General features: G+C 69.8%; 18 protein-coding genes and 1 pseudogene. 8 read left to right on the top strand and 11 right to left on the bottom strand.

Translation table 11 applies throughout. The features are described from left to right. Positions 1 to 113: 113 nt before the first annotated feature. A complete protein-coding gene (locus ACFYXV_RS13900) occupies positions 114 to 950 on the top strand; it encodes an ABC transporter ATP-binding protein (protein ID WP_389383071.1) in 837 nt (278 codons plus the stop codon). After that, complete coding sequence (locus ACFYXV_RS13905) at positions 950 to 3343, top strand: FtsX-like permease family protein (protein WP_389382974.1); 2394 nt, start codon at positions 950 to 952, stop codon at positions 3341 to 3343. The genes ACFYXV_RS13900 and ACFYXV_RS13905 overlap by 1 nt, the downstream gene beginning before the upstream one ends. 117 nt (positions 3344 to 3460) lie before the next feature. Here ACFYXV_RS13905 and ACFYXV_RS13910 read toward each other — a convergent pair whose 3' ends face one another. Next, positions 3461 to 4108, bottom strand: a complete 648-nt coding sequence (locus ACFYXV_RS13910) for a DUF4232 domain-containing protein (RefSeq protein WP_389382975.1) — start codon at positions 4106 to 4108, stop codon at positions 3461 to 3463. A gap of 94 nt (positions 4109 to 4202) precedes the next feature. Between ACFYXV_RS13910 and ACFYXV_RS13915 the strand changes: the two genes are divergently transcribed. From ACFYXV_RS13915 to ACFYXV_RS13930, 4 genes are all read left to right on the top strand, one after another. Beyond that, on the top strand, positions 4203 to 5609 hold the full coding sequence (locus ACFYXV_RS13915; RefSeq protein WP_389382976.1) for a pyridoxal phosphate-dependent decarboxylase family protein: 1407 nt from the start codon (positions 4203 to 4205) through the stop codon (positions 5607 to 5609). Then, on the top strand, positions 5606 to 6070 hold the full coding sequence (locus tag ACFYXV_RS13920) for an HD domain-containing protein (RefSeq protein ID WP_385474272.1): 465 nt from the start codon (positions 5606 to 5608) through the stop codon (positions 6068 to 6070). Before ACFYXV_RS13915 ends, ACFYXV_RS13920 begins: the two co-directional genes overlap by 4 nt. A 176-nt stretch (positions 6071 to 6246) precedes the next feature. Beyond that, positions 6247 to 6441, top strand: coding sequence for a hypothetical protein (locus tag ACFYXV_RS13925; protein WP_030159386.1), 195 nt, complete (start codon positions 6247 to 6249; stop codon positions 6439 to 6441). Positions 6442 to 6590: 149 nt separating this feature from the next. Next, positions 6591 to 6902 (top strand): hypothetical protein, encoded by a 312-nt coding sequence (locus tag ACFYXV_RS13930; protein WP_389382977.1) that lies wholly within the window; start codon positions 6591 to 6593, stop codon positions 6900 to 6902. Positions 6903 to 6926: 24 nt separating this feature from the next. On the opposite strand, the gene ACFYXV_RS13935 is transcribed toward ACFYXV_RS13930, so the two are convergent. Continuing rightward, on the bottom strand, positions 6927 to 7442 hold the full coding sequence (locus ACFYXV_RS13935) for a hypothetical protein (RefSeq protein ID WP_389382978.1): 516 nt from the start codon (positions 7440 to 7442) through the stop codon (positions 6927 to 6929). 276 nt (positions 7443 to 7718) lie between these two features. After that, the gene (locus tag ACFYXV_RS13940; RefSeq protein WP_389382979.1) at positions 7719 to 8129 is read right to left on the bottom strand and encodes a hypothetical protein; all 411 of its coding nucleotides are present in this window, start codon (positions 8127 to 8129) and stop codon (positions 7719 to 7721) included. A gap of 466 nt (positions 8130 to 8595) precedes the next feature. Between ACFYXV_RS13940 and ACFYXV_RS13945 the strand changes: the two genes are divergently transcribed. Next, positions 8596 to 8982, top strand: a complete 387-nt coding sequence (locus tag ACFYXV_RS13945) for a hypothetical protein (RefSeq protein ID WP_385474265.1) — start codon at positions 8596 to 8598, stop codon at positions 8980 to 8982. Here ACFYXV_RS13945 and ACFYXV_RS13950 read toward each other — a convergent pair. The 5 genes and pseudogenes from ACFYXV_RS13950 to ACFYXV_RS13970 all read right to left on the bottom strand — a co-directional run bounded on the left by ACFYXV_RS13950 (position 8967) and on the right by ACFYXV_RS13970 (position 13984). After that, positions 8967 to 9236 carry a hypothetical protein gene (locus tag ACFYXV_RS13950; protein ID WP_389382980.1) on the bottom strand — a complete coding sequence of 90 codons (270 nt, stop codon included), beginning with the start codon at positions 9234 to 9236 and terminating at the stop codon, positions 8967 to 8969. The genes ACFYXV_RS13945 and ACFYXV_RS13950 overlap by 16 nt on opposite strands. A gap of 29 nt (positions 9237 to 9265) precedes the next feature. Beyond that, positions 9266 to 9715 (bottom strand): annotated as a pseudogene (locus ACFYXV_RS13955) (UTRA domain-containing protein); the annotation flags it as partial. 260 nt (positions 9716 to 9975) lie between these two features. Then, complete coding sequence (locus tag ACFYXV_RS13960; RefSeq protein WP_385474261.1) at positions 9976 to 10104, bottom strand: hypothetical protein; 129 nt, start codon at positions 10102 to 10104, stop codon at positions 9976 to 9978. A gap of 154 nt (positions 10105 to 10258) precedes the next feature. Further along, positions 10259 to 12412 (bottom strand): AIPR family protein, encoded by a 2154-nt coding sequence (locus ACFYXV_RS13965; RefSeq protein ID WP_389382981.1) that lies wholly within the window; start codon positions 12410 to 12412, stop codon positions 10259 to 10261. Between the two features lie 63 nt (positions 12413 to 12475). Next, positions 12476 to 13984, bottom strand: a complete 1509-nt coding sequence (locus tag ACFYXV_RS13970; protein ID WP_389382982.1) for an N-6 DNA methylase — start codon at positions 13982 to 13984, stop codon at positions 12476 to 12478. Positions 13985 to 14464: 480 nt separating this feature from the next. Here ACFYXV_RS13970 and ACFYXV_RS13975 point away from each other — a divergent pair, with 480 nt between their 5' ends. Beyond that, a complete protein-coding gene (locus ACFYXV_RS13975) occupies positions 14465 to 14947 on the top strand; it encodes a hypothetical protein (protein ID WP_389382983.1) in 483 nt (160 codons plus the stop codon). Positions 14948 to 15347: 400 nt separating this feature from the next. Here ACFYXV_RS13975 and ACFYXV_RS13980 read toward each other — a convergent pair whose 3' ends face one another. Genes ACFYXV_RS13980 through ACFYXV_RS13990 form a run of 3 tightly spaced genes read right to left on the bottom strand, consistent with a single transcriptional unit; the run spans position 15348 to position 22107 of the window. Next, complete coding sequence (locus ACFYXV_RS13980; RefSeq protein WP_389382984.1) at positions 15348 to 16958, bottom strand: N-6 DNA methylase; 1611 nt, start codon at positions 16956 to 16958, stop codon at positions 15348 to 15350. 8 nt (positions 16959 to 16966) lie between these two features. After that, entirely contained in the window at positions 16967 to 18427 is a 1461-nt protein-coding gene (locus ACFYXV_RS13985) for a restriction endonuclease subunit S (RefSeq protein ID WP_389382985.1), read from the bottom strand. Continuing rightward, positions 18424 to 22107 carry a DEAD/DEAH box helicase family protein gene (locus ACFYXV_RS13990; protein ID WP_389382986.1) on the bottom strand — a complete coding sequence of 1228 codons (3684 nt, stop codon included), beginning with the start codon at positions 22105 to 22107 and terminating at the stop codon, positions 18424 to 18426. The genes ACFYXV_RS13985 and ACFYXV_RS13990 overlap by 4 nt, the downstream gene beginning before the upstream one ends. Positions 22108 to 22493 lie beyond the last annotated feature (386 nt).

Consider the following 22493-nt stretch of genomic DNA (forward strand, 5'->3'; position numbering starts at 1 on the left):
CGTACGGGGGTTTTCCCCACCCCCGATCCGCCTGGCTCCGCCATGTCGGCACCCCCACCCGGCTCCGTAGCGTCGTGACCACGATCACCGACGGGTACGGAAGGCGGCACACCATGGGGCTCCGGCGGAGCAGGCGGCAGCGCGAGAACGCGCGGGCGGCGTACGAGGGCACGGCGCGGGCACCGTACGACGGCGCCGCCGCCGTCGAGCTGCGCGGCGTACGGCGCGAGTACGGGCGGGGGGCCGCCGCCGTGCACGCGCTGCGCGGGATCGACCTCAGCCTGCCGCGCGGCAGCTTCACCGCCGTGATGGGGCCCTCCGGCTCCGGCAAGTCCACCTTCCTCCAGTGCGCGGCCGGACTGGACCTGCCCACCGCGGGCTCCGTCCGCCTGGGCGGCACCGAGATCACCGGCATGAACGAGAACGCGCTCACCGAGCTGCGCCGCAGCCGACTCGGCTTCGTCTTCCAGGCCTTCAACCTGCTGCCCTCCCTCACCGTCGAGCAGAACGTGCTGCTCCCGATGCGGCTCGCCGGCGGCGGATCCTCGCGCCAGGACCGGGACCGGGCCGCCGACCTGCTCGCCCGGGTCGGCCTCGAAGGCAAGGGCCGGCGGCGGCCGGCAGAGCTCTCCGGCGGCCAGCAGCAGCGCGTCGCCATCGCACGGGCCCTGGTCACCCGCCCCGACGTCGTCTTCGCCGACGAACCCACCGGCGCCCTCGACACCACCACCGCCGCCGAGGTCCTCGGACTGCTCCGGTCCGCCGTGGACTCCCTCGGCGCCACCATCGTCATGGTCACCCACGACCCGGCCGCCGCCGCCTCCGCCGACCAGGTGCTCTTCCTCGCCGACGGACTGATCGCCGACCGCCTCCCGCGCAGCTCCGCCGAGACCGTCGCCGCCCGGATGACCGCCCTCACCGCCCCGGCCTACGCGGGAGCGGCCGCCTGATGCCGCTCCGCCCCAACGGCCTGGCCCGGGCGGCGGTGCGGTTTCGCCCCGCCGCCTTCGCCGGCACCTTCGTCGCCCTGCTCATGACCGTCGCCATCGTCTCCGCCTGCGGGATCCTGCTGGAGAGCGGAGCGCGGGCGGGCCTCCCGCCGACCCGTTACGCGCAGGCGCCCGTCGTCGTGGCCGCCGACCAGCAGATCCACTGGCAGGCGGGCAGCGGCGAGGGCGCCTACGAGGAAGCGGTACGGGTCCCGGAGCGGGCCAGGGTCGACGCCGCCCTGCTGGAGCGGCTCGCCCCGCTGGGCCGGGCGGTCCCCGACGTGGTGTTCCCCGTACGGGGCGAAGCGGGCTCCGGCTCCGCGGAGGCCTCGGGCTGGGGCGCGTCCGCCTTCACGGGGGAGGCGCTCGCGGGGGGCCGGGCCCCGGAGGCTCCGGGGGAGGTCGTGCTGGGTGCGGGTGCGGGTGCGGGTGCGGGTGCGGGTGCCGGTCCGGGCGACCGGATCTCGCTCGACACACCGGTCGGGAAGCGGGAGTTCCGGGTCGTGGGACGGGCCCGGGGCGCCGGCGTCTGGTTCTCCGACGCCGAGGCCCGTGCCCTGTCCGGACACCCCGGCGCACTCGACGCCGTCGTTCTGTTCGACGCCGACCCGGAGCGGGTGCGCGCGGCCGTCGACGGCCGCGCCCAGGTGCTGACCGGCGCCGCCCGCGCCGTGGACCCGCGGCTCGCCGGCGCCAGGGATCTGCTGACGGGCCTCGGCGGCTCCTTCGGCGGCATCGCCACCCTCGTCGCCGTCTTCACCGCCGCCGGGACGGTCGCCCTCTCCGTGGGGCAGCGCTCCCGCGAGTTCGCGCTGCTGCGCGCCGTCGGAGCCACCCCGCGGCAGATCCGGCGCATCGTCGCCACCGAAGCCCTGCTCGTCGCGCCCGCCGCCGGTGTGCTGGGCTGCGTACCCGGCCTCGGCCTCGCCGCCTGGTGGTTCGGACAGCTCCAGGCCAAGGGCGCGATCCCGGACGGGGTCGGGCTCACCGTCTCCTGGATCCCGCTCGTCTCGGCCGCCGGCATCGGCCTGGTCACCGCGCTGCTCGCCGGCTGGGCCGCCGCACGCCGGCCCGCTCGTATCCGGCCCGGCCAGGCGCTGGCCGCGGCGGCCGTGGAACGCGTGCGGCCGGGGTGGATCCGTACGCCGCTGGGCATCGCCGCCCTGGCCGGCGGGGCCGCCTGCGCGGGGCTCGCCGCCACCTCCGGCGGGGAGGACGCCGCCAACGCCGCTCTGGGCGTGGTCATGCTCTTCATGCTGGCCGTGGCCCTGCTCGGCCCGCTGATCGCCCGCGCCTGCGCCGGCCTGCTCGGCCTCCCGCTGCGCGCCGCGGGCGCGTCCGGCTCCCTCGCCGCCGCCAACTCCCGGGCCCACGCCCGCCGGCTCGCCTCCGCGATCACCCCGATCGTCCTCGCCATGGCCTTCTCCTCCACCCTCGTCTTCCTGCAGACGAGCGAGGAAGACGCGACACGCCGCCAGCAGACGGCGGGCCTCCTGGCCGACCACGTGATCACCGACCCGCCGGTCGACGCGCGCGGGGGAGTCGCGGTCACCCGCACCTCGGTGCTGGCGATGTTCGGCACGGGCCCCGAGCGGCGCTTCCAGTCCGCCTCGGCCCAGGGCGTCGCGGGCGACGTCACCACCGTCCAGGACCTGGGCGTACGCGAGGGCCGCCTCGGCGCGCTGCGGCCCGGCACGGTCGCCGTGGACCGCAGCCTGGCGGAGTCCGCCCGTCTCGGGGTCGGCGACCGCGTGGAACTCCGGCTCCCCGACGGGGTCCCGGCGAACCCCGAGATCGTGGCCGTCTACACCCGGGGCCTGGGCCTCGGCCAGGTCACCCTCCCGGCGTCCGACCTGACCGGCCACACCACGGCGGGGCGCGCCACCGAACTCCTGGTCCGCGGCCCGCTCCCGGCAGGACTCGGGCCGGCGATGTCCCCCTCGGGCTGGACCGCCGCCCAGAGCACGGACCGCGAGGTCAGCGCATGGGCCAATGCGGTCATGGCGGCCGTCCTCGGCGGCTTCGCGGCCGTCGCCGCCGCCAACACCCTGGTGATGACCGTCCTCGACCGCCGCCGCGAGCTGCGGATGCTGCGCCTGGTCGGCTCGACCCGGAGCCAGGTGCTGCGGATGCTCCGCTGGGAGGCCCTGGTGATCGGCGGCGCGGGCGTCACCCTGGGCAGCGCCATCGCCCTGGCCACGCTGTTCCCGCTGACCAAGGCCGTGACGGGTGCGCCCCCGCACGTCCCGCCGGTGCTGTACGCCTCCTTCGCGGCGGCGGCCCTCGGCCTGGGCCTGGCGGCCACCCTCCTGCCGGCCCGCTGGACCCTGCGCGGGGGGACGTACTCGTCCTAGCCGAACCAGCCGAACCGGTCGACTGGTCGAAGGCAGCCGTCGAGCCGGGCCGCCGCGGAGCCCTCCCGTTTCAGCCCGCGCCCGCGCCCGAGGTCGAGCCCGAGGCCGAGCCCGAGCTCACTGCGCCGGCGCAGTACGGTCCGCCGCCTTCCAGGGGCTGATCCCCAGCTTCCCGGTGTTCCCGAGGTCGACGGAATGGCGCAGTTCCAGCTGCACCCGGGGCGCACCGGCCCGCGGGGTCACCTCCAGCACCCACCCCTCGGCGGCGGGCACGGTCGAGTCGGTCACCAGATTCCGCCACACCATGCCGAAGCCGGCCGCCTGGCCGGGCCGGAGCTCGACCCTCAGCGGATCCCCCTCGGTCCCGGTGGGCGCGGCGGCGATCCCCTCGCCTCCGTGCTGGACGGCCACCTCCACGGGGGCCCGCTTCCTGTCCAGCAGCCGGATCTCCGGATAGCCCTCCAGCACGTAGGGCTGCGTACCGCAGTTGACCAGCCGGACGTCGGCGACGCGCAGCCCCATGGCGGCGTCCCCGGCCCCTTCGACCAGCCGTACCCCGCCCTCGGGACACGCGGGGGCCCCGGCTGCGGGCGGGGAGGTCACGGCAGTGGGCGGGGAGGTCACGGCAGTGGGCGCGGCGACGGGGGACCGGGACCGGATCCCGCTCGGCCCGGGCGCGGCATCGGGAGCGGGCGGCACGTCACACCCCACCACCGCCCCCGCCACGACCACCCCGACAACAACCCCCGCCACCCACCGAGTCATCCCCCGACCCTACGCCGCCCGCACCACCCCGGGACGGGCCAATCACCCCCGATTGGCCGGTCCGCCGAGCCCGGCGGGTCCCTACGGTGCCCCCATGGACCGCACGCTCGCCACCGACCTCGCCCGCCTCCCCGAACTCCTGGAGGCCACCCGCCGTACCGCCGCCGACGCCCTCGCGGCCCTGGACGCCCGTCCGGTCGTACCGCGACCGCCCGCCACGCCCCCGCAGGGGCCCGAGCCCGAGCCCGAGCCCTTGCCCCGGCGCGGATCCGGTACGGAATCCGCCCTCACCGCCTTCGCGGAGCGCTGGGCGCCCCGCCTCTCCGCCTCCGCCGGCCCCCGCTACCTCGGCTTCGTCACGGGCGGCGCCACCCCCGCCGCCCTCGCGGGCGACTGGCTGGCCTCCGTACACGACCAGAACTCCAACTCCGCCCTGGACGGCGCCGGCCAGGACCTCGAACGCGAGACCGTCACCTGGCTCCGCGACCTCTTCGGCCTCTCCGACGCCCACACCGGAACCTTCGTCAGCGGCGCCACCATGTCCAACACCGCCGGCCTCGCCATCGCCCGCGAGTGGCTCGGCGAGCGACTCGGCGTCTCCCCCTCCGAGGACGGGGCGGCAGCGCTCGGGCCGGTCCGGGTCCTCTCCGGAGCCCCGCACTCCTCCATCGCCAAGGCCCTCTCCGTCCTCGGCCTCGGCCGCCGCTCCCTCGTCCCCGTCCCCACCCTCCCCGGCCGCGAGGCCGTCGACCCCGCCGCCCTCGACCGCGCTCTCGCCGACACCCCCGGCCCGGCCGTCGTCGTCGCCAACGCCGGCACCGTCAACACCGTGGACTTCGACGACCTCCGCGCCATCGCCGCCCTCCGCGAACGCCACGCCTTCTGGCTCCACACCGACGCCGCCTTCGGCGCCTTCGCCGCGCTCTCCCCGGACCACGCCCACCTCGCCGCAGGCCTCGACGCCTCCGACTCCGTCTGCGTCGACCTGCACAAGTGGCTGAACGTCCCCTACGACAGCGCCGTCCAGTTCACCCGCCGCCAGGACCTCCAGGCCCGTGTCTTCCAGAACGCCGCCGCCTATCTCGGCCCCCTCGGCGAGTCTCCCGACCTCGTCCACCTCACCCCGGAGAACTCGCACCGGCTGCGCGCCCTCGCCGCCTGGTTCACCCTCCGCGCGTACGGCCGCGAAGGCCACCGCGAGATCGTCGAGCGCGACATCGCCTGCGCCAAGGCCCTCGGCTCCGAGCTGGAACAGGACCCGGCCTTCCGCCTCCTCGCCCCGGTCCGCCTGAACGTCGTCTGCTTCACCCTCGCCGAGGACCCCACCCCGGCCCGCCTGGCGGCCCTGCGCGAGGCCGCGCAGGAGGAGGTCTTCGTCACCCCGACCGTCTACGCGGGAACCCCCGCCCTGCGCGCGGCGTTCTCCAACTGGCGTACCACGCAAGCGGACGTGCGCCGGGCCGTGCGGGCCCTCCGTACGGCGGCGAAGGGGACGGCATGACGCAAAGGCAGCAGCAACCGCTGACCCTGATCGAGGTCGAGGCCCTGGCGCGCTCCGCGCACGAGGGCCAGACCGACAAGGCGGGCCGGCCGTACGCGGAGCACCTCGCGGCCGTCGCCGAGGGGGTCCGCGTACGCGGAGGCAGCCCCGAGCAACAGGCGGCCGCCTGGCTGCACGACGCGGTCGAGGACCACGCGCTCAGCCACGAGTGGCTGGATGCCGCCGCCCTGCCCCGGTCGGTCAAGGACATGGTGCTGGCGGTCACCAAACGCGCCGGTGAGCCGGTGGAGGAGTACGCGGCCCGGATCCTCGCCACCCCGGGCGCCCTCCTGGTCAAGGAGGCCGATCTGGCGCACAACGCGGACCCCGTCCGGCTCTCCGTACTGGACGGCCCCACCCGGGACCGGCTGTCCGCGAAGTACGCGTATGTCCGCTCCCTCCTCGGCCTCACCACGCCGTGACCCGGGCCCCGTGCCCGAAATATGCCCGCCGCATGGCCGGTTGGCGGGAAAGCGCCGACGCCGATTCGCCACGGGACGGATAGCCGGGGCCCGTTGGTGGGAGGATGGTCCATGTAGGGGCGTGCTTGGCCGTGCGCCCCAGGCCGACCAGGGGACGACCGAAGGTGTGATCAGTAGTGGCCATTTCGCTGTCAGTGGTGGTTCTGTTGGCGGTCATCCTGGTGGTGCTGATCCGCGGCAACCACATCAAGGCCGGCCCCGCGATCGTCGCGGTCCTCTTCGGCTTCTTCCTGGCGTCCAGCTCCATCGCGCCGGACGTCAACCGCTTCCTCAACTCCCTCGCGGACACCATCGCGGGAATCAAGCTCTAGGGTCCGCGTTCACGTTGGCGAGATGCCGCACGACAAACCGGTCGATAAAATGAAAGACGCCATCAGCACGGACCAAGCGGGCAAAGACCCACGCCCCCCGTGCCACCGCCCACGCTGCCGCATCGCCGGCGCCCAAGGCAGGTTGAATGATGAACCGGACACGTCGTCTTGCAGCACTCGCGCTCATCGTGGCCCCCGCTCTCGCGGCGGCCCCCGCCGTTGCCGCCGCCGCACCCGCGGCCGCGAAGTGCAACGTCGAGGTGGATTCCGCCGGCAAGTACCACGTATGGGGTGAGGGCTTCCCCGCGGACACGACCGTGACCTATTCCGGCTCCACCAAGGGCTCGGTCCCCATCGACACGACGGGCCGCTTCGACCTCGGCGGCCTGAGCGGCGGCAAGTACGTGGTCAAGACGGCCGACGGCAAGACCACCGTCACCTGCACCGCGGTCCACCACTGAGCCCGAAGCGCACGGACACCTCGGCTATGCCTGCTCGGCCACCCGCTGTACGGCCCAGGGGCGGCGGGTGCGTCCGTGCACATCGGGACGGTCCGGGTCCGAGAGTTCCGCCCTCAGGGCACCCTCCAGGAGCTCCAGCGCTTCCTCCACGGCCCCGAGGGGCGGCCGCTCCGCCGTGGACGTGCGGTTGAGGATCGCGGGCTGGGCCGCGAGGAACCTGCGCCGCAGCTCCTCGACGGCGTTCCGGACCGGTTCTGACGCGATGAGGGAGGCCTCGACGCCCCACTTCTGGGCAGTCGCCCGCGTCTCCGAGAGCCGGCCGTCGCGCCAGATCGACACCAGCGCGTCGCGCCAGCCGTACATCGCGATCAGGAGGTCGCGGTACAAGCCCTTCTTGTCGTCCAGCCAGCGCACGCGCTCCGCGTACGCCCGCTGCTCACGCTGCTGCCGCAACTGCCCGCGCTGAGCGAGCCAGGCGCCCGCGAACCCCGCCAGCGCACCCACGGTGGTGCCTGCAAGTCCCGTCAGAGCCGCGTCCATGGCCGCTTCTTAGCAGACGGAGCACCGCCTCCGCCGGACAACGCCCAACCAGGAGGCAATGCCCTCGTCGGCGGCGGCGTCAGGCGCCGCCGACCGAGACTGCTCACGGGCCTCCATGAACGCATGGTGGAAGGCGGGCTCCGAGGCCCGGCAGGGCGCGGTGAGGAACATTTCCTGAGCTCGCTCCGCGTCCACGGCGGTACCCCTTCCCCCTCCACAGGCCGCTCCGGCGGCCGACAGGTGCTGAACCGAGTCTGCAAGGCAGCGCGTACCGCGCTAGTTGCCTGTGGATTGGAGGGCGATGCGGTTGGCGTCGATGCGCGCGGCCAGGTCGGCCAGTCGGCAGGTGATCCGGGCTTCGGGGAGCGGCTTGAAATCCGCCACCTCGCGGGCTTCGGCGATGTAGTCGAAGGGGTTGACGTCCCATCCGGGGATCGCACTCCAGCCGGCCTGAACCTCGGCGGCATGTCCGTCGGTGGACGACACGCGCAGCCATGCCGTGCACTGGTCTGAGAAGTCGTAGGGCAGGTGGACGGTGCCGCCCGCGCCGCGGAGCCCGTCGACCTGAGTGCTCCACTGCTCCAGCAGGCGTGCGAGCGCTCCGCCCAAGTCGTCCGTGTCCGTCGGATAGAGGTCTATCGAGAGGTACGACGAATCGCATATGTGCTGGAAGGAGCTGATGGTCAACTTCAGGTCGTCATAGGAGCCTGCCGTGGGGAGGCGGTCAAAGCTCAGTGCAACGCCAGCCGGCACAACCGATTCCCTCACTCTGCGACGGCGGATACCCGGCGGCCATCGTAGCCGCGGGCGCGGTGCCCGAAACTGTGGTGGGGCGAGCTGACCAGGGCCCCGGGAACGACGAAGGGCCAGGCGGAGGAAACGTCCTCTGACCTGGCCCTTCGTGCTTCAGAGCGGGCGACGGGAATCGAACCCGCGTAGCTAGTCTGGAAGATCGCGTACGCATCTTCCCCGTCACCGGCCAAGCCCCTGACCTGCACGTTCCCACCCTCCTCCCCGGCATTCCCCGAGGCCCCACGCAGAAGCCCTCCCGTTCGGGCACGGGGGCTGGCCCCTGGGGGACAGGGGTGGCGAGCGGTACACGCGGTTGCGGCACATCACTGCCGCACCGCAGGATGCCAGCCAGGGAGGGGCTATGGAACGACAACAGTTGATGCGGCTGCTGGGCGGGGACGACGCGGCATCCAAGGCTGCTTTGGCGGCCCTTGTCGGCGGCGGCGAGTACAGCGTTCTGGAGGACTGGATCGTGTCCTCCGAGGTCCATGCCCGAGTCCTGACGACTCGACTTCGGAGTTTGCGGTGGAGGGGCATCGAAACCCTGGGGATGGAGCGAGCCGTGCAGATTCTCAGCGAGCGCGCCCAACCGATCCTCAGCGGACTGGTCAGATCCTCCGATGGGTCGTGGGGCTTCAGGCTCTTCCTCAGCGCAGACGGCGGCGCACTGGTGGCCTGCATCGGCAAACGGCTGCCCGATAGGGGCCGACTGCACGGGTCCGATCGGCGGGGTCAGACGTCGCCGTGAGACCGCTCAAGGGTCTCCATGAACGCGTTGTGGAAGGCAAGCTCTGCGGCCCGGCAGGGCGCGGTGAGGAACATTTCCTGAGCCTCGCCGAGACTGCATCCGACCACCTGCCTGGTCACCATGACCGCGTCCACGCCGTCACAGCCGATCCCCTTCAGGAACTCCTGCAGAGCCCCGCCATCGAGGTTCTCCGCCCACACGGGCCGCGCCCTCGCGGCCACCTCTGCTATGCGAGCCTCTCGCTCCGCGTCCAAGGCGGTACCTCCCTCCTCCGCCAGCCGCTCTAGCGGCCGACAGGGATCTCGTAGACGACCTCGCACAGCGCGGCGGGGATGACGATGTCCGCCGTCTCCACGGGCCGCCTTTGGTCGCTGTAGTACGTCCGCCGGATGTGGGTGACCAGAGCGGCCTTCTGGATCCCGAGGAGCGATGCCTCCTCGGCGCTCGCCTGCCGCGGCTCCGGCTGCTCCACGGCGTGGTTGACGGTGATCCCGATCTCGGCCATCCGGTTCACGACGCCGACCCCCGCATGAGGCCCGCCCTCCGGCAGCACGACGAGCGTGCCGCCGGTCAGCTCGTACGGCTCCCAACTCGTCGACAGCTGCACCGGCCGGCCATCAGCGAGGAACTCGTAGACGGTACGCACGCACAGGTCACCCTCGGCGATACCGAGCCGCGCCGCGATCTCGGCCGGGGCCGGCACCTTCGCTTCGGTCCGGCTCTCCCAGTTCCCCAGCGCCCACACCAGTGGGCCGCACCTCCCCGCACTCTCCTATGCCACACACGCGAGGCTCACCTACCAGTCGAGCGCGTGCGCGATCGGCACCCACTCCGAATGCGCCCAGTCGTCCCCGGCCACGGCGCCCGTCGGCGTCCCTGTGATCTACGAGGCTTGCGCCTGCTCCTGCCCCGCCCGAGCGAACCGTCGGGTCCGCGGCAGGCGAACCGGTGCGGGCTCCCACCGGCGCGCTCGCCACGCCCATCGAGATCACCTCAGACAGCGTCCAGCCAGGCGACGTCATCCAGATCGGCGGCCAACCGTGCCGCGTGGCCGAACTCGGCCAACTCCGCGACGGCGCTGAGCGGCTGGTATTCGAGTCGGGAGAGGTGCCGACGATGCACGCGAGGAGCCGACTCATTGCCCTCCGAATGATGAGGAAGTGGTGAGCCGGTCCATGCCTTCCCGTCGTCACGCCATCGCCGACGATCTCCGGAGCCAGATCTCGTCAGGCCACTTCAAAGCCGGCGAACGCCTTCCGTCCGACCTGCTCGGCGGCTACTCGGCGTCCCTCTCTTCCTCCATACCGTCAAGGAGTCTCCGGGCGAGGATGGCGAGCGTTTCTCCGTCCTGGGTGGCCCAGCGGGCGGTTCCCTGGTTCGAGACGGGCCGTCCTTCCCATTCGGCCAGCTCCCACATCCGTGCGATGAGCCCACTGGGTGAATACGCGTTGCCGTCGGCAGCCCAGACGATCGGGCGTGCCCGATTGGTGTTGGTCCACTTCGCGAGTGCCCGGCGCGGGTTCGCGTTGAGCCATGCGGCGAGCGCGTCCTTCTCCGGCTGCAGGTACAGGGCCAGGTGCAGCGGTGCCCCTTCCTCCAGGGCGGCTTTGTCGACGATGACGTGCACCGCGTTGGGCCTGCGGCGCTTGCGGGGCTTGCTCTCCTCGCGCCGGTACTGCGCGGCGGCGTCCGCGGTCCCGCCGCCTTCGAGCGCCGCCAGGACCGCGGTCACGAGGTCGGCGGCCTGCCCCGCATCGGCGCACACGCGTTGTAGGCTCGACCGAGCTCCCACTCCATCCAGAGCCTGTACGAGCGCCGGGACGATGCGCGTGACCAGGTCGGGCACCTGTTCCTTGGCTTCGGCGGCCCATGTGAGCGACTGATCCGGCTCGCCCATGCCGGCGTCCTGCGCGAGGAGTTGCCGGAACACCAGGTGGGTGATGAGAAACGTGCCGTCGTCGATGACGGCGGCCGCGCGCCCGGCGTACTGTTCGCGTTCCGCACGGAGAGCCGTACGCACCGCACGCAGGACGTTCACGGCGTTCCAGGTCTCATACACGCTGGGCACGGACCGGAAGAGGGGGTCGTAAATACCGCTGCCGCCCCGTTCCCACAGCACGTCAGTTGTGCCGGACGCGACGAGCCGGGCCGCGAACCGGCTGCCGCTGTGTGCGCAGGCGAGCGCGCACGCGGCTTCCACCACGGAGCAGCCCTCGTCGTCCTGGGGTTCGAGTTCGCTGCGGCGCACGCTGTACACGAGGCCCAGTTCGGCACGGAACTCCTTGATGAGCACCGCTTGGACGGGTTCGAGGGCGATCCGGTCGCGCTCGGTGATGTGGTTCTGCCGGTTGGTGGCCTGGGTGGTGCGCTTGGCGAAATCGGTGTCGCCGCCGGTGACGATGAACCGGACAGTGACCTGGGCGAGTCCCGCTTCGTCGGACTGCTCGGCGGCGTCGATTACGGAACGCACCGTCTGTGCACCGTTCACGACACTGGCGCCCTTGGCGGTGATGCGGACGGGATGGCGCTCGGGGAACTTCTGCGATCCGGGCACCGCTTCCAGGGAGTCGCACAGGACGGTGACGCCGTTGTTGAAGTACCAGAAGTGGGACGGCTCGCCGGTAAGCGTGTCCAGCAGCTCCTTGTTGATGGGGGTGAGCCCCAGCGGGTCGCGGATGTTGCGGACGAACAGCTCGTTGCCGTGCTCGGCCCAGGTCGCGACCTCTTCGGCCTGTATGACGCCCTCGTAGGAGAGGTAGGGCGAGGGCACGCTGAACCAGGGGTGGAGCGTCGCCGTCAGCGTGACAGGCTCGCTTTGCTGGTCCTTCAGTACCAGCGCATGGATGTCAGGAGCGTGCAGGAAGTGGTGGTCGACGTACTCACCGTGGGAGTTGAATTCTCTCTCGCCGTTCTTGATGACCAGTAGCACACCCGGCGAAGGCGGCTTGGTGCCCATGAGGGCGATCACCTGGGTGATCCGGGTGCTCTTCTCACCGATCAGGTCGTGTGCCCGTTTGGCGAGTATCTGGCCGCGGGGGTTGAACTGGGCCGCCTCGCCGGAGTCGATGAGGGTGAGCCCCGCGAAGAGCTTGTGCACTGCAGTCTCGTCAGCCTTGGCCGTCCCCTCGGGGCTCCATTTGGCCTGCACGAGGTAGATGTGCGCGTTCGCCTCGTCGATAGCGATGGCGTCGATCCCTTGGTCCTGGCCGCCGTCGATGACGCAGTCGGCCGCCTGCTCAGGGGTCCAGCCGGTCATGATGCGCACGGCGTGCGCGGCCAGGGCGCGAGAGCGGAACGCGGGCTGGGTCTTGTCCGGCGGCCGGTTGCCGAAGTCGCTCACGTCGATGAGGTTGAGGTACGTCATGTCGAAGGCACGCGCGGTTTGGCGGACCGGGGCGGGCACGGCGGGCTGCTGGGGAGTCGCGTTCATGGTTTTCCTGTACGGCCGACGGGGAGCGAGAGCGGCGAATGAGGGCGGCGCGGGGAAGAAACGTCAGCTGAGCGAGTCGAGCACGACCTGGAAGGTCCTCTGCGCGTCGCCGAGGTGGTTCACGATCGACTGGGCGATCTCGCGTGGGTTGCCGAAGTCGATCGGCGGGACGGTGGGATCCGCATTCAGGAGGAGGCTGGCATCGCGGCTGTCCAGTATCTTGCGCACGGCGTCACGGTCGTATCGCTTGAAGCGCAATGATTCGATGCGCCCCGCGCGCCTCTCCTCTCCGGGCCGGTACGCCTCCAGGAACTCCGCGAAGTCCTCCTCCGTCAGCGGGTTCTCGGTGTCGGTGTGGTGCAGGTCGCGGGCGTCGTACACCCACAGCTCGTCGGTGGCCGGATCGCCGTTCGGGCGCAGGACGGACTTGGTGAAGAACAGCACGTTCGACTTGGAGCCGGTGTCGTGGAACATGCCGGTCGGCAGCCGCAGCAGGGTGTGCACGCCGCAGTTCCTCAGAAGCGCCCTGCGGATGGCGGCCGCCGCCCCACCTCGGGACAGCACACCGTCGGGGACGAATACGGCGGCCCTGGCCCCCTGCGGCAGGGTGATGGCCAGATGCTGGAGGAAGTTGGCGGGGAGCACGGCGTTCTGTGCCCAGAAGTCGTCCCGCCGCTCGGTGTTCGCCTCGACATTGCTCTTGAACGGCGGGTTGCAGATGGTGACGGTGGCGGCCACGTCCCGCTCGTACCGACGCACCAGGCGTTCCTTCGTGTCGAGCGAGTCCGCGCGCAATATCGGTGGCACGTCGTGGAACTGACGCCCGGTGTTGAGGAGGACGTTCATCGTCGCCAGGCGGCACATCTGTACGTCGATGTCGGCGCCCGCGATGGCGGCGGCGTCCACCCGGTCCCCGTGTGCGGCCATCTCGCGGTGGGCGGCGATGAGACTGGTGCCGACCCCGACCGCCGCGTCGACAAACCGGTCCCGTGGGGTGAGGGCGAGCGCCTTGGCTATCACGGTGAGCAGGTGGGGCGGGGTGAGGAACTGGCCCGTCTCCCGCTTGGCCCGGATGTCGTCCCGGCAGTCGGCTATCAACAGAGAAAAGGCGGAACCGAGCTCCTCCCGGCGCACGTCCGACCAGCGGTACGGGTCGAACTCCTCGACGATCAGCCGTCCGAGATCCGCCATCTTGTCGGCCGGCCAGGAGCGGGAGTCGTGGAAGAGAACACTCGCGATGGCCCGGCGTGGATCCTGCGGGTTCGGCTTGCCGAGTTCGGCCATCAGCTCGGTCAGGGCACGGTGCAGGTCCTCACCGCCGAGGAGTACGAGGCTCGGCCAGCCGCCCGCCGGCACAATCGGCGGGCTCGCGAACACCCCCGTCCGCTGGGCGCGCTCGTAGTCGAGCTTGAGGAAGAGCAAATACGCGATGTGCTCGGTGAACTCCAGCCGGGTCAGCCCTTTGAGGCTCGGCTTCTGTTCGAAGAACCGCTGCCAGCGCCGGAAGATACCGTCTGCCGTCCAGCGACCCTCCGGCCCACTCACCCCGATGTTCTCACGCTCCGTCGCCATGCCCCACCCGTTCTCGAACGTCCCTGTCCGAGTGGATACGCCGACGGGCAAGTCCCCGGCAGCGCCGGACCCGGTGACGAAGCACTCCGAGAACACATCGGAACCGGCCGATCGGGCCGTAGGCGATCAACTCCCCTCCAGGGTAGGCGCAAGGACGGCGTCCAGGGCCCCGAGCAGTACTTTTTTCGGCCTGCCAGACCCTTCGCTCCTACAGAGCTGGAAATCGACAGCGCACCTGCTTGCCGACCGGCGTGTCCGTGCCCCGTCATCCTGGTGCGAGCAGACTGACCAACGGCATTTCCCCCGACTCCGCCCAGGGGCCGCCGAGCCGTACGCCGCCCCGCACGGGCAGCATCCGGCGCTAGGGGTCGTGCAGCCCTGACCCGGACGCCCCGCCCCGCGTCCTCACCGGTCCCCGGGTCGTGACTTAGACGTCGTTTCTTTTGGTGCCTCGCGGGCCGAGCTGTGCAGGATTCTGCTGTGGTGCTGTTGACGTGGATTGCTGAGGTGGCGGCCGAGCCTCTGGTCCTGGAGCCGGCTGACCGGCGGGTGGAGTGGGAGACCAACACCTGGTCGCTGAGTACGGCGGACGAGGACAGGAGGTCGTTGTCCGTCGCCGCAGTGGTGGCCGCCTTCGAGCGGACTGCTGCCGCCATCCGGGAACGCATTCGCGACCCGGGCTTTCCCGGCGTGGCGACGTTCTACGTGTGGCACGACGAACAGGGCGGGCAGCTTCGGTGCTCAACCGGTTCTGTGCCCCCGGATGCGCTGCCGTTCAGCGGCGCCTATGTGGCTTCCGACGACCTCGGTCCGGTCGTCGAGAGCTTTCTGGCCGACTGCCAGTCAAACCCCATAGCCTGGTCGGATCTGGACGACGTGCAGAGCGCCTCGGTGAAGACCGGGACCGAGCCGGAGATCGTGCCGTTCGGTGTCTGGGTCGCCAGTGTCGGGGCCTCACGCTGACTGCTCCTACTCGTCCGCGCGAACGAGTCTGCGGTGGCAGATAAGGGCTGCGGCGTGAGCGGATCGGCGGGATGCCCCGCACGAGCGGTTCAAGACCTTGACGGTCATGCATGTTCGCACCGGAGATACCAGGCGACAGCGGCAGCCCGTTCCGGTAGGTGAGCAGATGGCGATGAGCGGAACGAAGTCACGACACGCGGACCGAGTTCCCACACAGGTCGGGCATCACCAACTGGGCCGATTGTCCGCGGACTTCGCCTACCCCAGCGCCATCGAGTTACTTGGTGATGGGGGTGCGGGTGGTGCGGAGATGGTCGAGGGCGAGCTCTGAGCACAGAGACAGGCGAACCGCAGGCGGGTGGGCGGTTCACTCAGTGAACCGCCGGCCCGTTTGCCGGCTCTAGTCCTTGTCGGACGAGGGCAGCACGTCCTTCTTCAGTGCGCGGGCTACGGCCGTGAACTGGGCCAGCGCTACTTCGAGTTCGTCGACGATCTCCTGGGCGATTACGTCCGGTGACGCGTACTCCGTGGTCACCGCGCCATCGGACTTGAGCACCGTGAGGTCGAGGTTGACCTTGTCCCGGGCGATCAGCTCGTCGTAGTCGTACGCGCGGAAACGGTCACTCGGGGTGCGCTTGCTGAGATCCGTGCCGCCGGAGTGGTACGCGGCGACGAAGTCGTCGAGGTGCTGGCGCCCCAGTTGTTGCCGCTTGAGCGTGAAGCGCTGGTCCGTACGGAAGTCGTAGACCCAGAGCTGGCGCGTGCCGGGGCGGCCTCCGGTGCGTTGGCCGGTCTTGTCGAGGAACAGAACGTTTGCCTTGACGCCGTTGGCGTAGAAGATGCCGGTGGGCAGGCGCAGCAGGGTGTGGACGTCGCAGAGGTTGAGGAGGTTCCGGCGGATGGTCTCGCCGGCACCGCTTTCGAAGAGGACGTTGTCGGGGAGAACGAGGGCGGCTCGACCGTTGGTCTTCAGCAGGTTGTAGATGTGTTGGACGAAGTTGAGCTGCTTATTCGTCGTCGGTGCCCAGAAGTCGGTGCGGGAGGTGTAGGACTCGCCGGTCACCGAACCGACGCCGAAGGGCGGGTTGGCGAGGACGATGTCGTAGTGCCGCTTTGGGGGGCGGGCCAGGGAGTCCTGGATGGTGATGAGCGGCTTGGCCTCGGAGCTTCCGATGCCGTGCAGCAGCATGTTCATCAGGGCGAGGCGGCCGGTCTCGCGGACGAGTTCGTGGCCGGTGATCGCGCCGTTCTGTAGGGCGCGGCCCTTGTCACCGTACAGCTCGTCCTCGTACTTCTGGACGAGGTGGGCGTGCGCTGCGATCAAGAAGCCTCCGGTGCCGCAGGCCGGGTCGGTGATGGTCTCACCGGGCCTCGGCTGGACACAGTCGACCATGGCGTCGATGAGCGGGCGGGGCGTGAAGTACTGGCCCGCGCCGGTCTTACGGTCCTCGGCACCGCGCTGGAGAAGGCCTTCGTAAGCGTCGCCCTTGAGGTCCTGGTTCTCGGTAGTCCAGGTGTAGGGGTCGATCAAGTCCTTGATCAGGCGGTCGAGGACGGCTGGCTCGTGGATCTTGTTCTGTGCCTTGATGAAGACCTCGCCGAGCATGGTACCGCCGCGCTGGCCGAGGTCCTTGAGGATGAACTCGTAGTGGTCTAGCAGCGCCTCGGCTGACCGGGTGGTCAGGCTCTTCCAGTCCCTGCCCTCGGGAACGAGAGGCTTCTCGGGGGCGTTGCGCCGGAAGGCCGCCGGGCGGTTGGCGCGCTCGTCGGCCATCTTCAGGAAGAGGAGGTAAGTGAGCTGCTCGACGTAGTCGAGCGTGGAGACGCCGGAGTGGCGCAGCAGTTCGCAGTACGACCAGAGACGGTTGACGAGGGTAGAGGTGGAGGCCGGGGCTGCGGGGGCGGCCTTGGTCCTCGGTTCCGCCGCGGGGGGGGCGGGAAAGGTGCCGGGTGTTGAAGAGGCCGCCTCGGTGGGATCCTCGGGAGCCGACGTGTCGGTGCTGCTGCTCATGACGGTACTCACAGGGGAAGTGCTTCTTGGCTGCCGGACGGGACCGGGCGGCCGGAGGTCTGGGGGGCGGCCGGGGAGGTCGTACGGGATACGCGCTTGCGCTTCGTCTGCTTGACAGCAGCAGTCTGCTCGGCGCGGATCCGGTCGAGGAGGACGGAGGCGGGCTCGTCCACGGGGTCTTGAGAAATCAGGGCACCCGTGAATGCAGCATGGAGGAGGGCATTGCGCAATTCTGTGGCCTGTATTTTCACAGACTCAATCACATCGGACATCTTGCCCGCATCGGTGCGACGCTGCGCCACCTGCTCCAGGATCTCTTTTTGACGCGTAAGCGGCGGGAGGGGAATCTGAATCTTTTTGATAAGGCCGAGGCTCAAGTTCGGTTGGACGCCACCAGAAGCCAAGGCTCTATTTTCTTCGTATCGGGATTCCAAGACGAGCTTCACCCAGTCCTTACGGCACTGGTAATCTGCTGCAAGTTGGATACCCGCGCATGCCTGATTAGTGGTTGCGCGAATTCGAAGCTCAGAGCACTTCCCTCTGGTCCTACCCTCGCCGTACATGGCAAGCAAGAGTGTGCCTGGCGGGTATTCCTTGACGGCCGTCTCCGTCACAGCCCTGTCGGTAATGAACTTCTCGGCTCGATCTACAAATGGGGCGTTAAGGAGGGAGCTGGTGATCCATGGCACTGTCCCGCCGTCGTAGTAGTCTGACCTGCCCTTGAGCGGGGTAGCGCCAGAAGAAACGGTGGCCATCTCAGCGATGGTTTTAGTCTCCCAATTCGATGCCTCTGCACTCGAATCAGTAGCCTTGGCAAGCAAGGATGTAACGAAGTCGACAACTCGCGAGCTAGCATCCGCTAGAGAAACTTCTCCGGTCTCGATGTTCGCCAACTGCTCGTCCAGCTTGGCAATGATGCGGTGCTGCTCGGCGAGGGGCGGTACCGGGATTTCCAGCTCAGCCAGATAGGGGCGTGGCACACGGCGTTGGCCTACAGCGCCGGTCATGTGATGTTCCGCCGCACGACGAACATGCCGTTGCAACAAGAAGTGCATCAGGTATTCAGGGAGAACAGCTCCTCGGCTTCGCAGCACATGGAACTCGGTACTTCCCAGAGCTCGGCCGCCCGCCAGCCCTCGCGCCTTTGCGATCTTCCCGTTCTCCATGCAGGGCGTGATCTTCGCGAAGAGTACGTCGTCTTCCTGGAAACTGGTCAGCGACTTCTTCTTGAAATCGCCATATCGAACCTGAGTCGACGCATCAATGCGTCCCGTTTCCGCTTCGACGGAAGCCATAGGAACCTGTGAGATGAGTTCGTCATCTCCGGGTTCCTCGTCAAACCCCCGGGGATTCACATCGCACAACTCCCCGATGGTCACCCGAACCCACCCCGCAGGCAGCCCCTCTGCGTCCGCGACATCGCCCCCGGAGCCCGAACCCCCCGGCTCCACACCCGAGTCGGTCGTCACGCGCTCAGCTCCCTGTCCAGCTCATTGATGATGCGTTCCGCCCGTGCTCCCCCGAATTCCGCGAGGAATCCGTCCGTGCCGTTGCGCGAGGTGAAAGGGGCGTAATCCAGGTCGGCGGTGTCGAAGCGTACACGCTCGGCTGTTGCCGCGGCGATGCGGTCGAGCCACCAGCGCTGCCGTTCGGTGAAACGCGCGCCCGTCTGTTCCTGGCGGGTGATCCAGGCCTGATAGCGCTCGCGCACGAGCTCCTCATGCGGGCGGGGTGCCGGGGCGCCCTCTGCGGCGCCGCCCTCGAGTTCGTAGCGGAGTAGGGCGAGTAGATCGGAGGCCGTGTGCTTGCGCTGGGCTCCGTCTGCCACCGCCTCGCCGACCTTCTCGTACGCCTTCCACAGTCTGTCCGGAGTCCACGCGCGCGGCGGGCGGGCGATGCTGCGGGCCACGTCCTTGAGCCGCTCCATGGCGACGCCGGGCGGCACGCCGGAGCCAGCGCTGAACGCGACGGATATCGCCGCGATCTCGTCACGGTTCTCCGCGATGTACCGGCGCCACCCGCAGACCGTCTCCGTCGCCGCCTCTTCGTCGTCGGCGACGGCCCCCGCGCGAAGCAGCTCGTCGGTGCCGTTCTCGTCGTAGAGGATGTCCTTCGCGCGCCGCATCTCCAGCAGGCGGGCGCGCAGCGGCGGTGTCGCGGCAAGAGGGCGGACGGACTGCTCGATGAGGTCGCGCACCGCGCGCTCGGGATCGCGGCCGGCGCGTTCGGCGGCCTCTCGGACTTCCAGCTGCCGGTCAGCCGAGACGGCTTCGACCATCCCGTGAACGATCTTCTTCAGTTCCAGTCCGCCGCTGAGCCGCTGGATCTCGGTGCGCTCCTCGGCCGTCATCTGGAGGTCGAGCTTGGCGAGGCGGGCGGCGAGGGTGGAGACCTCTTCCTCCTCGATGGTGTTCGCGGCGGTCTTGCGGAGCAGCTTCTCCAGGCTGATCTGCTTCTCGGTGTGGCGTTCCAGTGGTGCTGCGTCGACCTTCGGCTTCTTCGTCACGCCGACCGCGTCGACGATCACGAAGCGCGTCTTGGGGCCGACGCCGGGGGTGACCTTCTCGAAGTCGGTGAGGGAGAGGGTCCGGGCGCCGCGGCCCTTCATCTGCTCGAAGTACGCCCAACTCTTGACGTCCCTGAGGAACAGCAGGCATTCCAGCGGCTTGACGTCCGTGCCCGTGGCGATCATGTCGACGGTGACCGCGATGCGCAGCTCCGGGAGGTTGCGGAAGGCCGCGAGGCGCTCGGAGGCGTTGCGGGCGGCGCTGGTGATCTTCGCGCAGAAGTCATTGCCCTTGCCGAAGACGTCACGGACGACCTCGACGATCTCCTCCGCGTGGTTGTCGTTCTTGGCGAAGACCAGCGTCTTGGGCACGTACATCTCGTCCCACCGCAGCGCGCCCGTGACCGGGTCGTGTTTGGCCCGCTCGGGAAAGACTTCCGTGAACAGTCGGTCGTGGAACGTCTGGACGACCGTACGCAGCTGGTCCTTGCTGATGACTCCGACACCGACCTGGTTGGCGCCGTACTCGATGTCCTCGTCGATGTCCTCATAGCGCTGACGGCGGGTGCGGCGGTCGCGGACCGGGATGGTGCCGTGTGCGATGACACCGCCCTTGGCCGTTATCCGCGTCTCGATCTCGTAGACGGAGAAGTCGACGTTGACGCGGTCGGCCACCGCCTCCTGGTAGGAATACTCGCTGACCAGGTTGCCATTGAAGTAGCCGAAGGTCTGGGCGACGGGGGTCGCGGTGAGGCCGACGATGGGGGCGTCGAAGTATTCGAGGACGGAGCGCCATTTGCCGTAGATGGAGCGGTGGCACTCATCGACGATGACCAGGTCGAAAGCTTCCGGAGGGATGCCGGCGTTGTAGCCGACCTGGATGCCGCCCGGCACGTCGACGTCGTAGTCGATCTCGCCGTCGCCGCGGTCTCTGCCCGGCAGGCTCGCGCCGGTCAGCTCCATGTAGAGGCGCTGGACGGTGGAGATGACGACCTTGGAGGAGGCGAACATGCCCTCTGCGCCGAGGCGCTGGACGTTGTAGAGGTCGGCGAACTTGCGGTCGGTGTCGGGAGTCTTGAAGTTTTCGAACTCGGCGAAGGCCTGGACACCGAGGTTGTTGCGGTCGACGAGGAACAGTACGCGCTCGGCGCGGGCGTACTTGAGCATCCGGTAGGAGAACGTCACGGCCGTGAACGTCTTGCCGGCGCCGGTGGCCATCTGGACGAGGGAACGGGACTGCCCCATCCCGTGCTGGCCCTTGCCGAGCGCCACCGAGTCCTCCATGCCGCGCACCGCCTTGATCTGCGCCGGGCGTAGCGGGCGTTCGTCGAGGTCGGGCATGCGCCACCGCAGCCGGGCCCGGTAGCTGGGGGCCTGCTCGTCCTCCTCGGCCTGCCGGACCCAGCGGGCGAGGGTGCGCGGCTGGTGGAAGGAGAAGATGCGGCGGGTACGGGAGTCCGGGTCGAGGATGGACCGGTAGCGGGTCTCGCCGCCGTCGCTCACGTACCGGAAGGGAAGCGGGGCGCGCCAGGCGTTGAGGCGCTGCTGGGCGTCGGTGAGATGGTCGGCGTAACGGTCGGCCTGTGTCTCCGCGGCGGACAGGTCGGCGCCCTCGCGCTTGGCCTCGATGACGCCGACCAGTTTACGGTCGACGTAGAGGGCGTAGTCGGCTCGGCCCTTGGCCGTGGTGACCTCGCGAACGGCGACGCCGTTGCCCCGCCGGTCGCCCAGGACGTGGAGATTGAGGTTCGCGCCGCCGTTCTGGACGTCCCATCCGGCCGCCCTGAGCATCGCGTCCAGCCGCTCGCGGACCTGCACCTCGGTGAGGGGTTCGCGCGAGGCCTGCTCCGCGTTGTCGAGGAGACGGGCGCGCTCGGCGACGGCGGCCGACGCGGCGGCCCGGTCGGTGCGGTCGGCGCGGCTGCGGTCGATCCGCGTGACCTCGGCGGCGGCTTGGAACTCCTTGAGTTGGTCCTGCATGGCCGCGACGGCGCGGGCCAGCTCCTCGCGATCGGTCTGCGCCTGAGCCAGCTCGCGCTCGACGGCGCTTCGTGCGGCCTGTTCGGCCTGGGCCTGGGATGCCTGGTCGTGGTAGCTGAGGCGGGCGTCTTCGAGTTCCTTGCGGGCCTGGGCAACGTCCTGAAGCAGGCGCTGGTTCTCGGCGGCCGGGGTTCGGTCGAGACCGGGCGGCACGAACGGCAGCTGCTCGCGCGAGCCGGTGAGCAGGCGGTGGTACCAGACCCCGAGACGGAAGCAAGTGCGCAGGGCCCGGAAGGCGTCAGTGGCGCTGTCGAGTCCCGAGTGGTTCGCGTCGTCACCGAGGGCGCGCACCTCGTGAAAGGCAGTGCCTACATCGCCGTGGAGGTACCCCTCCCGGTCCAGTGCCCGCAGCCGGTCGAACTGGGTGCCGCCCTCCACGCGGACGCGTCCCCGGCTGACCAGGTCGGCGGCCATGGCTTCGCCGAACTGGCGGAATTTGATCAGTGACGTGTTCGGGTCGCTGAAGACATGGCTCTCGGCTGCGGTTCCGTACGCGACGAGCAGCGGAAGGTGCGGCAGTAGGAACCCGAAGTTGCGGGACCGCTCGGCCAGGCGTACGAGTCGGGGGTCTGGTGTCTGGGACGCCCCGCCTGCGCTGCTCATGGGGGTGGTACCGCCTCTCCGGGAGTGCAAAGGTCGCCGATGCTTTGTGCAGCGTGATCGTCCGTTGAGCCTAACTAGCGGCCGGTCTTCTGCGCTGGTCTTCGGCACTACAGTTTCAGCTGGCCTGACTTGATTCCCACTTCCACGCCGTCGTGTGGATCGACGGGCCGGATAGTCCGCCGACTGCCTGGGTCACGACGGAACTGCTGGCCAGCGTTCCGGCGGTCGAAGACCAGCCCGCCCGGACCATCCGGTTGGGGTACGCAGCTCTACGTCCGGCCGATCAAGACGTTCGGGACGACTCCGACATCACCGAACAGGCCATGGCCCTGCACGTCGCGAAGTGCGCGACCAGGGCTGCCGAGAACACCGGCACGCTCGACCGA

The organism is Streptomyces sp. NPDC002181 (assembly GCF_042890485.1).
Taxonomy (GTDB): domain Bacteria; phylum Actinomycetota; class Actinomycetes; order Streptomycetales; family Streptomycetaceae; genus Streptomyces.

What these genes read in the sequence shown, in the direction of transcription:
- ACFYXV_RS13900 (WP_389383071.1), top strand. Translation starts at nt 114, where the DNA reads ATGGGGCTCCGGCGGAGCAGGCGGCAGCGCGAGAACGCGCGGGCGGCG.
- ACFYXV_RS13905 (WP_389382974.1), top strand. Translation starts at nt 950, where the DNA reads ATGCCGCTCCGCCCCAACGGCCTGGCCCGGGCGGCGGTGCGGTTTCGC.
- ACFYXV_RS13910 (WP_389382975.1), bottom strand. Translation starts at nt 4,108, where the DNA reads ATGACTCGGTGGGTGGCGGGGGTTGTTGTCGGGGTGGTCGTGGCGGGG.
- ACFYXV_RS13915 (WP_389382976.1), top strand. Translation starts at nt 4,203, where the DNA reads ATGGACCGCACGCTCGCCACCGACCTCGCCCGCCTCCCCGAACTCCTG.
- ACFYXV_RS13920 (WP_385474272.1), top strand. Translation starts at nt 5,606, where the DNA reads ATGACGCAAAGGCAGCAGCAACCGCTGACCCTGATCGAGGTCGAGGCC.
- ACFYXV_RS13930 (WP_389382977.1), top strand. Translation starts at nt 6,591, where the DNA reads ATGAACCGGACACGTCGTCTTGCAGCACTCGCGCTCATCGTGGCCCCC.
- ACFYXV_RS13935 (WP_389382978.1), bottom strand. Translation starts at nt 7,442, where the DNA reads ATGGACGCGGCTCTGACGGGACTTGCAGGCACCACCGTGGGTGCGCTG.
- ACFYXV_RS13945 (WP_385474265.1), top strand. Translation starts at nt 8,596, where the DNA reads ATGGAACGACAACAGTTGATGCGGCTGCTGGGCGGGGACGACGCGGCA.
- ACFYXV_RS13965 (WP_389382981.1), bottom strand. Translation starts at nt 12,412, where the DNA reads ATGAACGCGACTCCCCAGCAGCCCGCCGTGCCCGCCCCGGTCCGCCAA.
- ACFYXV_RS13970 (WP_389382982.1), bottom strand. Translation starts at nt 13,984, where the DNA reads ATGGCGACGGAGCGTGAGAACATCGGGGTGAGTGGGCCGGAGGGTCGC.
- ACFYXV_RS13980 (WP_389382984.1), bottom strand. Translation starts at nt 16,958, where the DNA reads ATGAGCAGCAGCACCGACACGTCGGCTCCCGAGGATCCCACCGAGGCG.
- ACFYXV_RS13990 (WP_389382986.1), bottom strand. Translation starts at nt 22,107, where the DNA reads ATGAGCAGCGCAGGCGGGGCGTCCCAGACACCAGACCCCCGACTCGTA.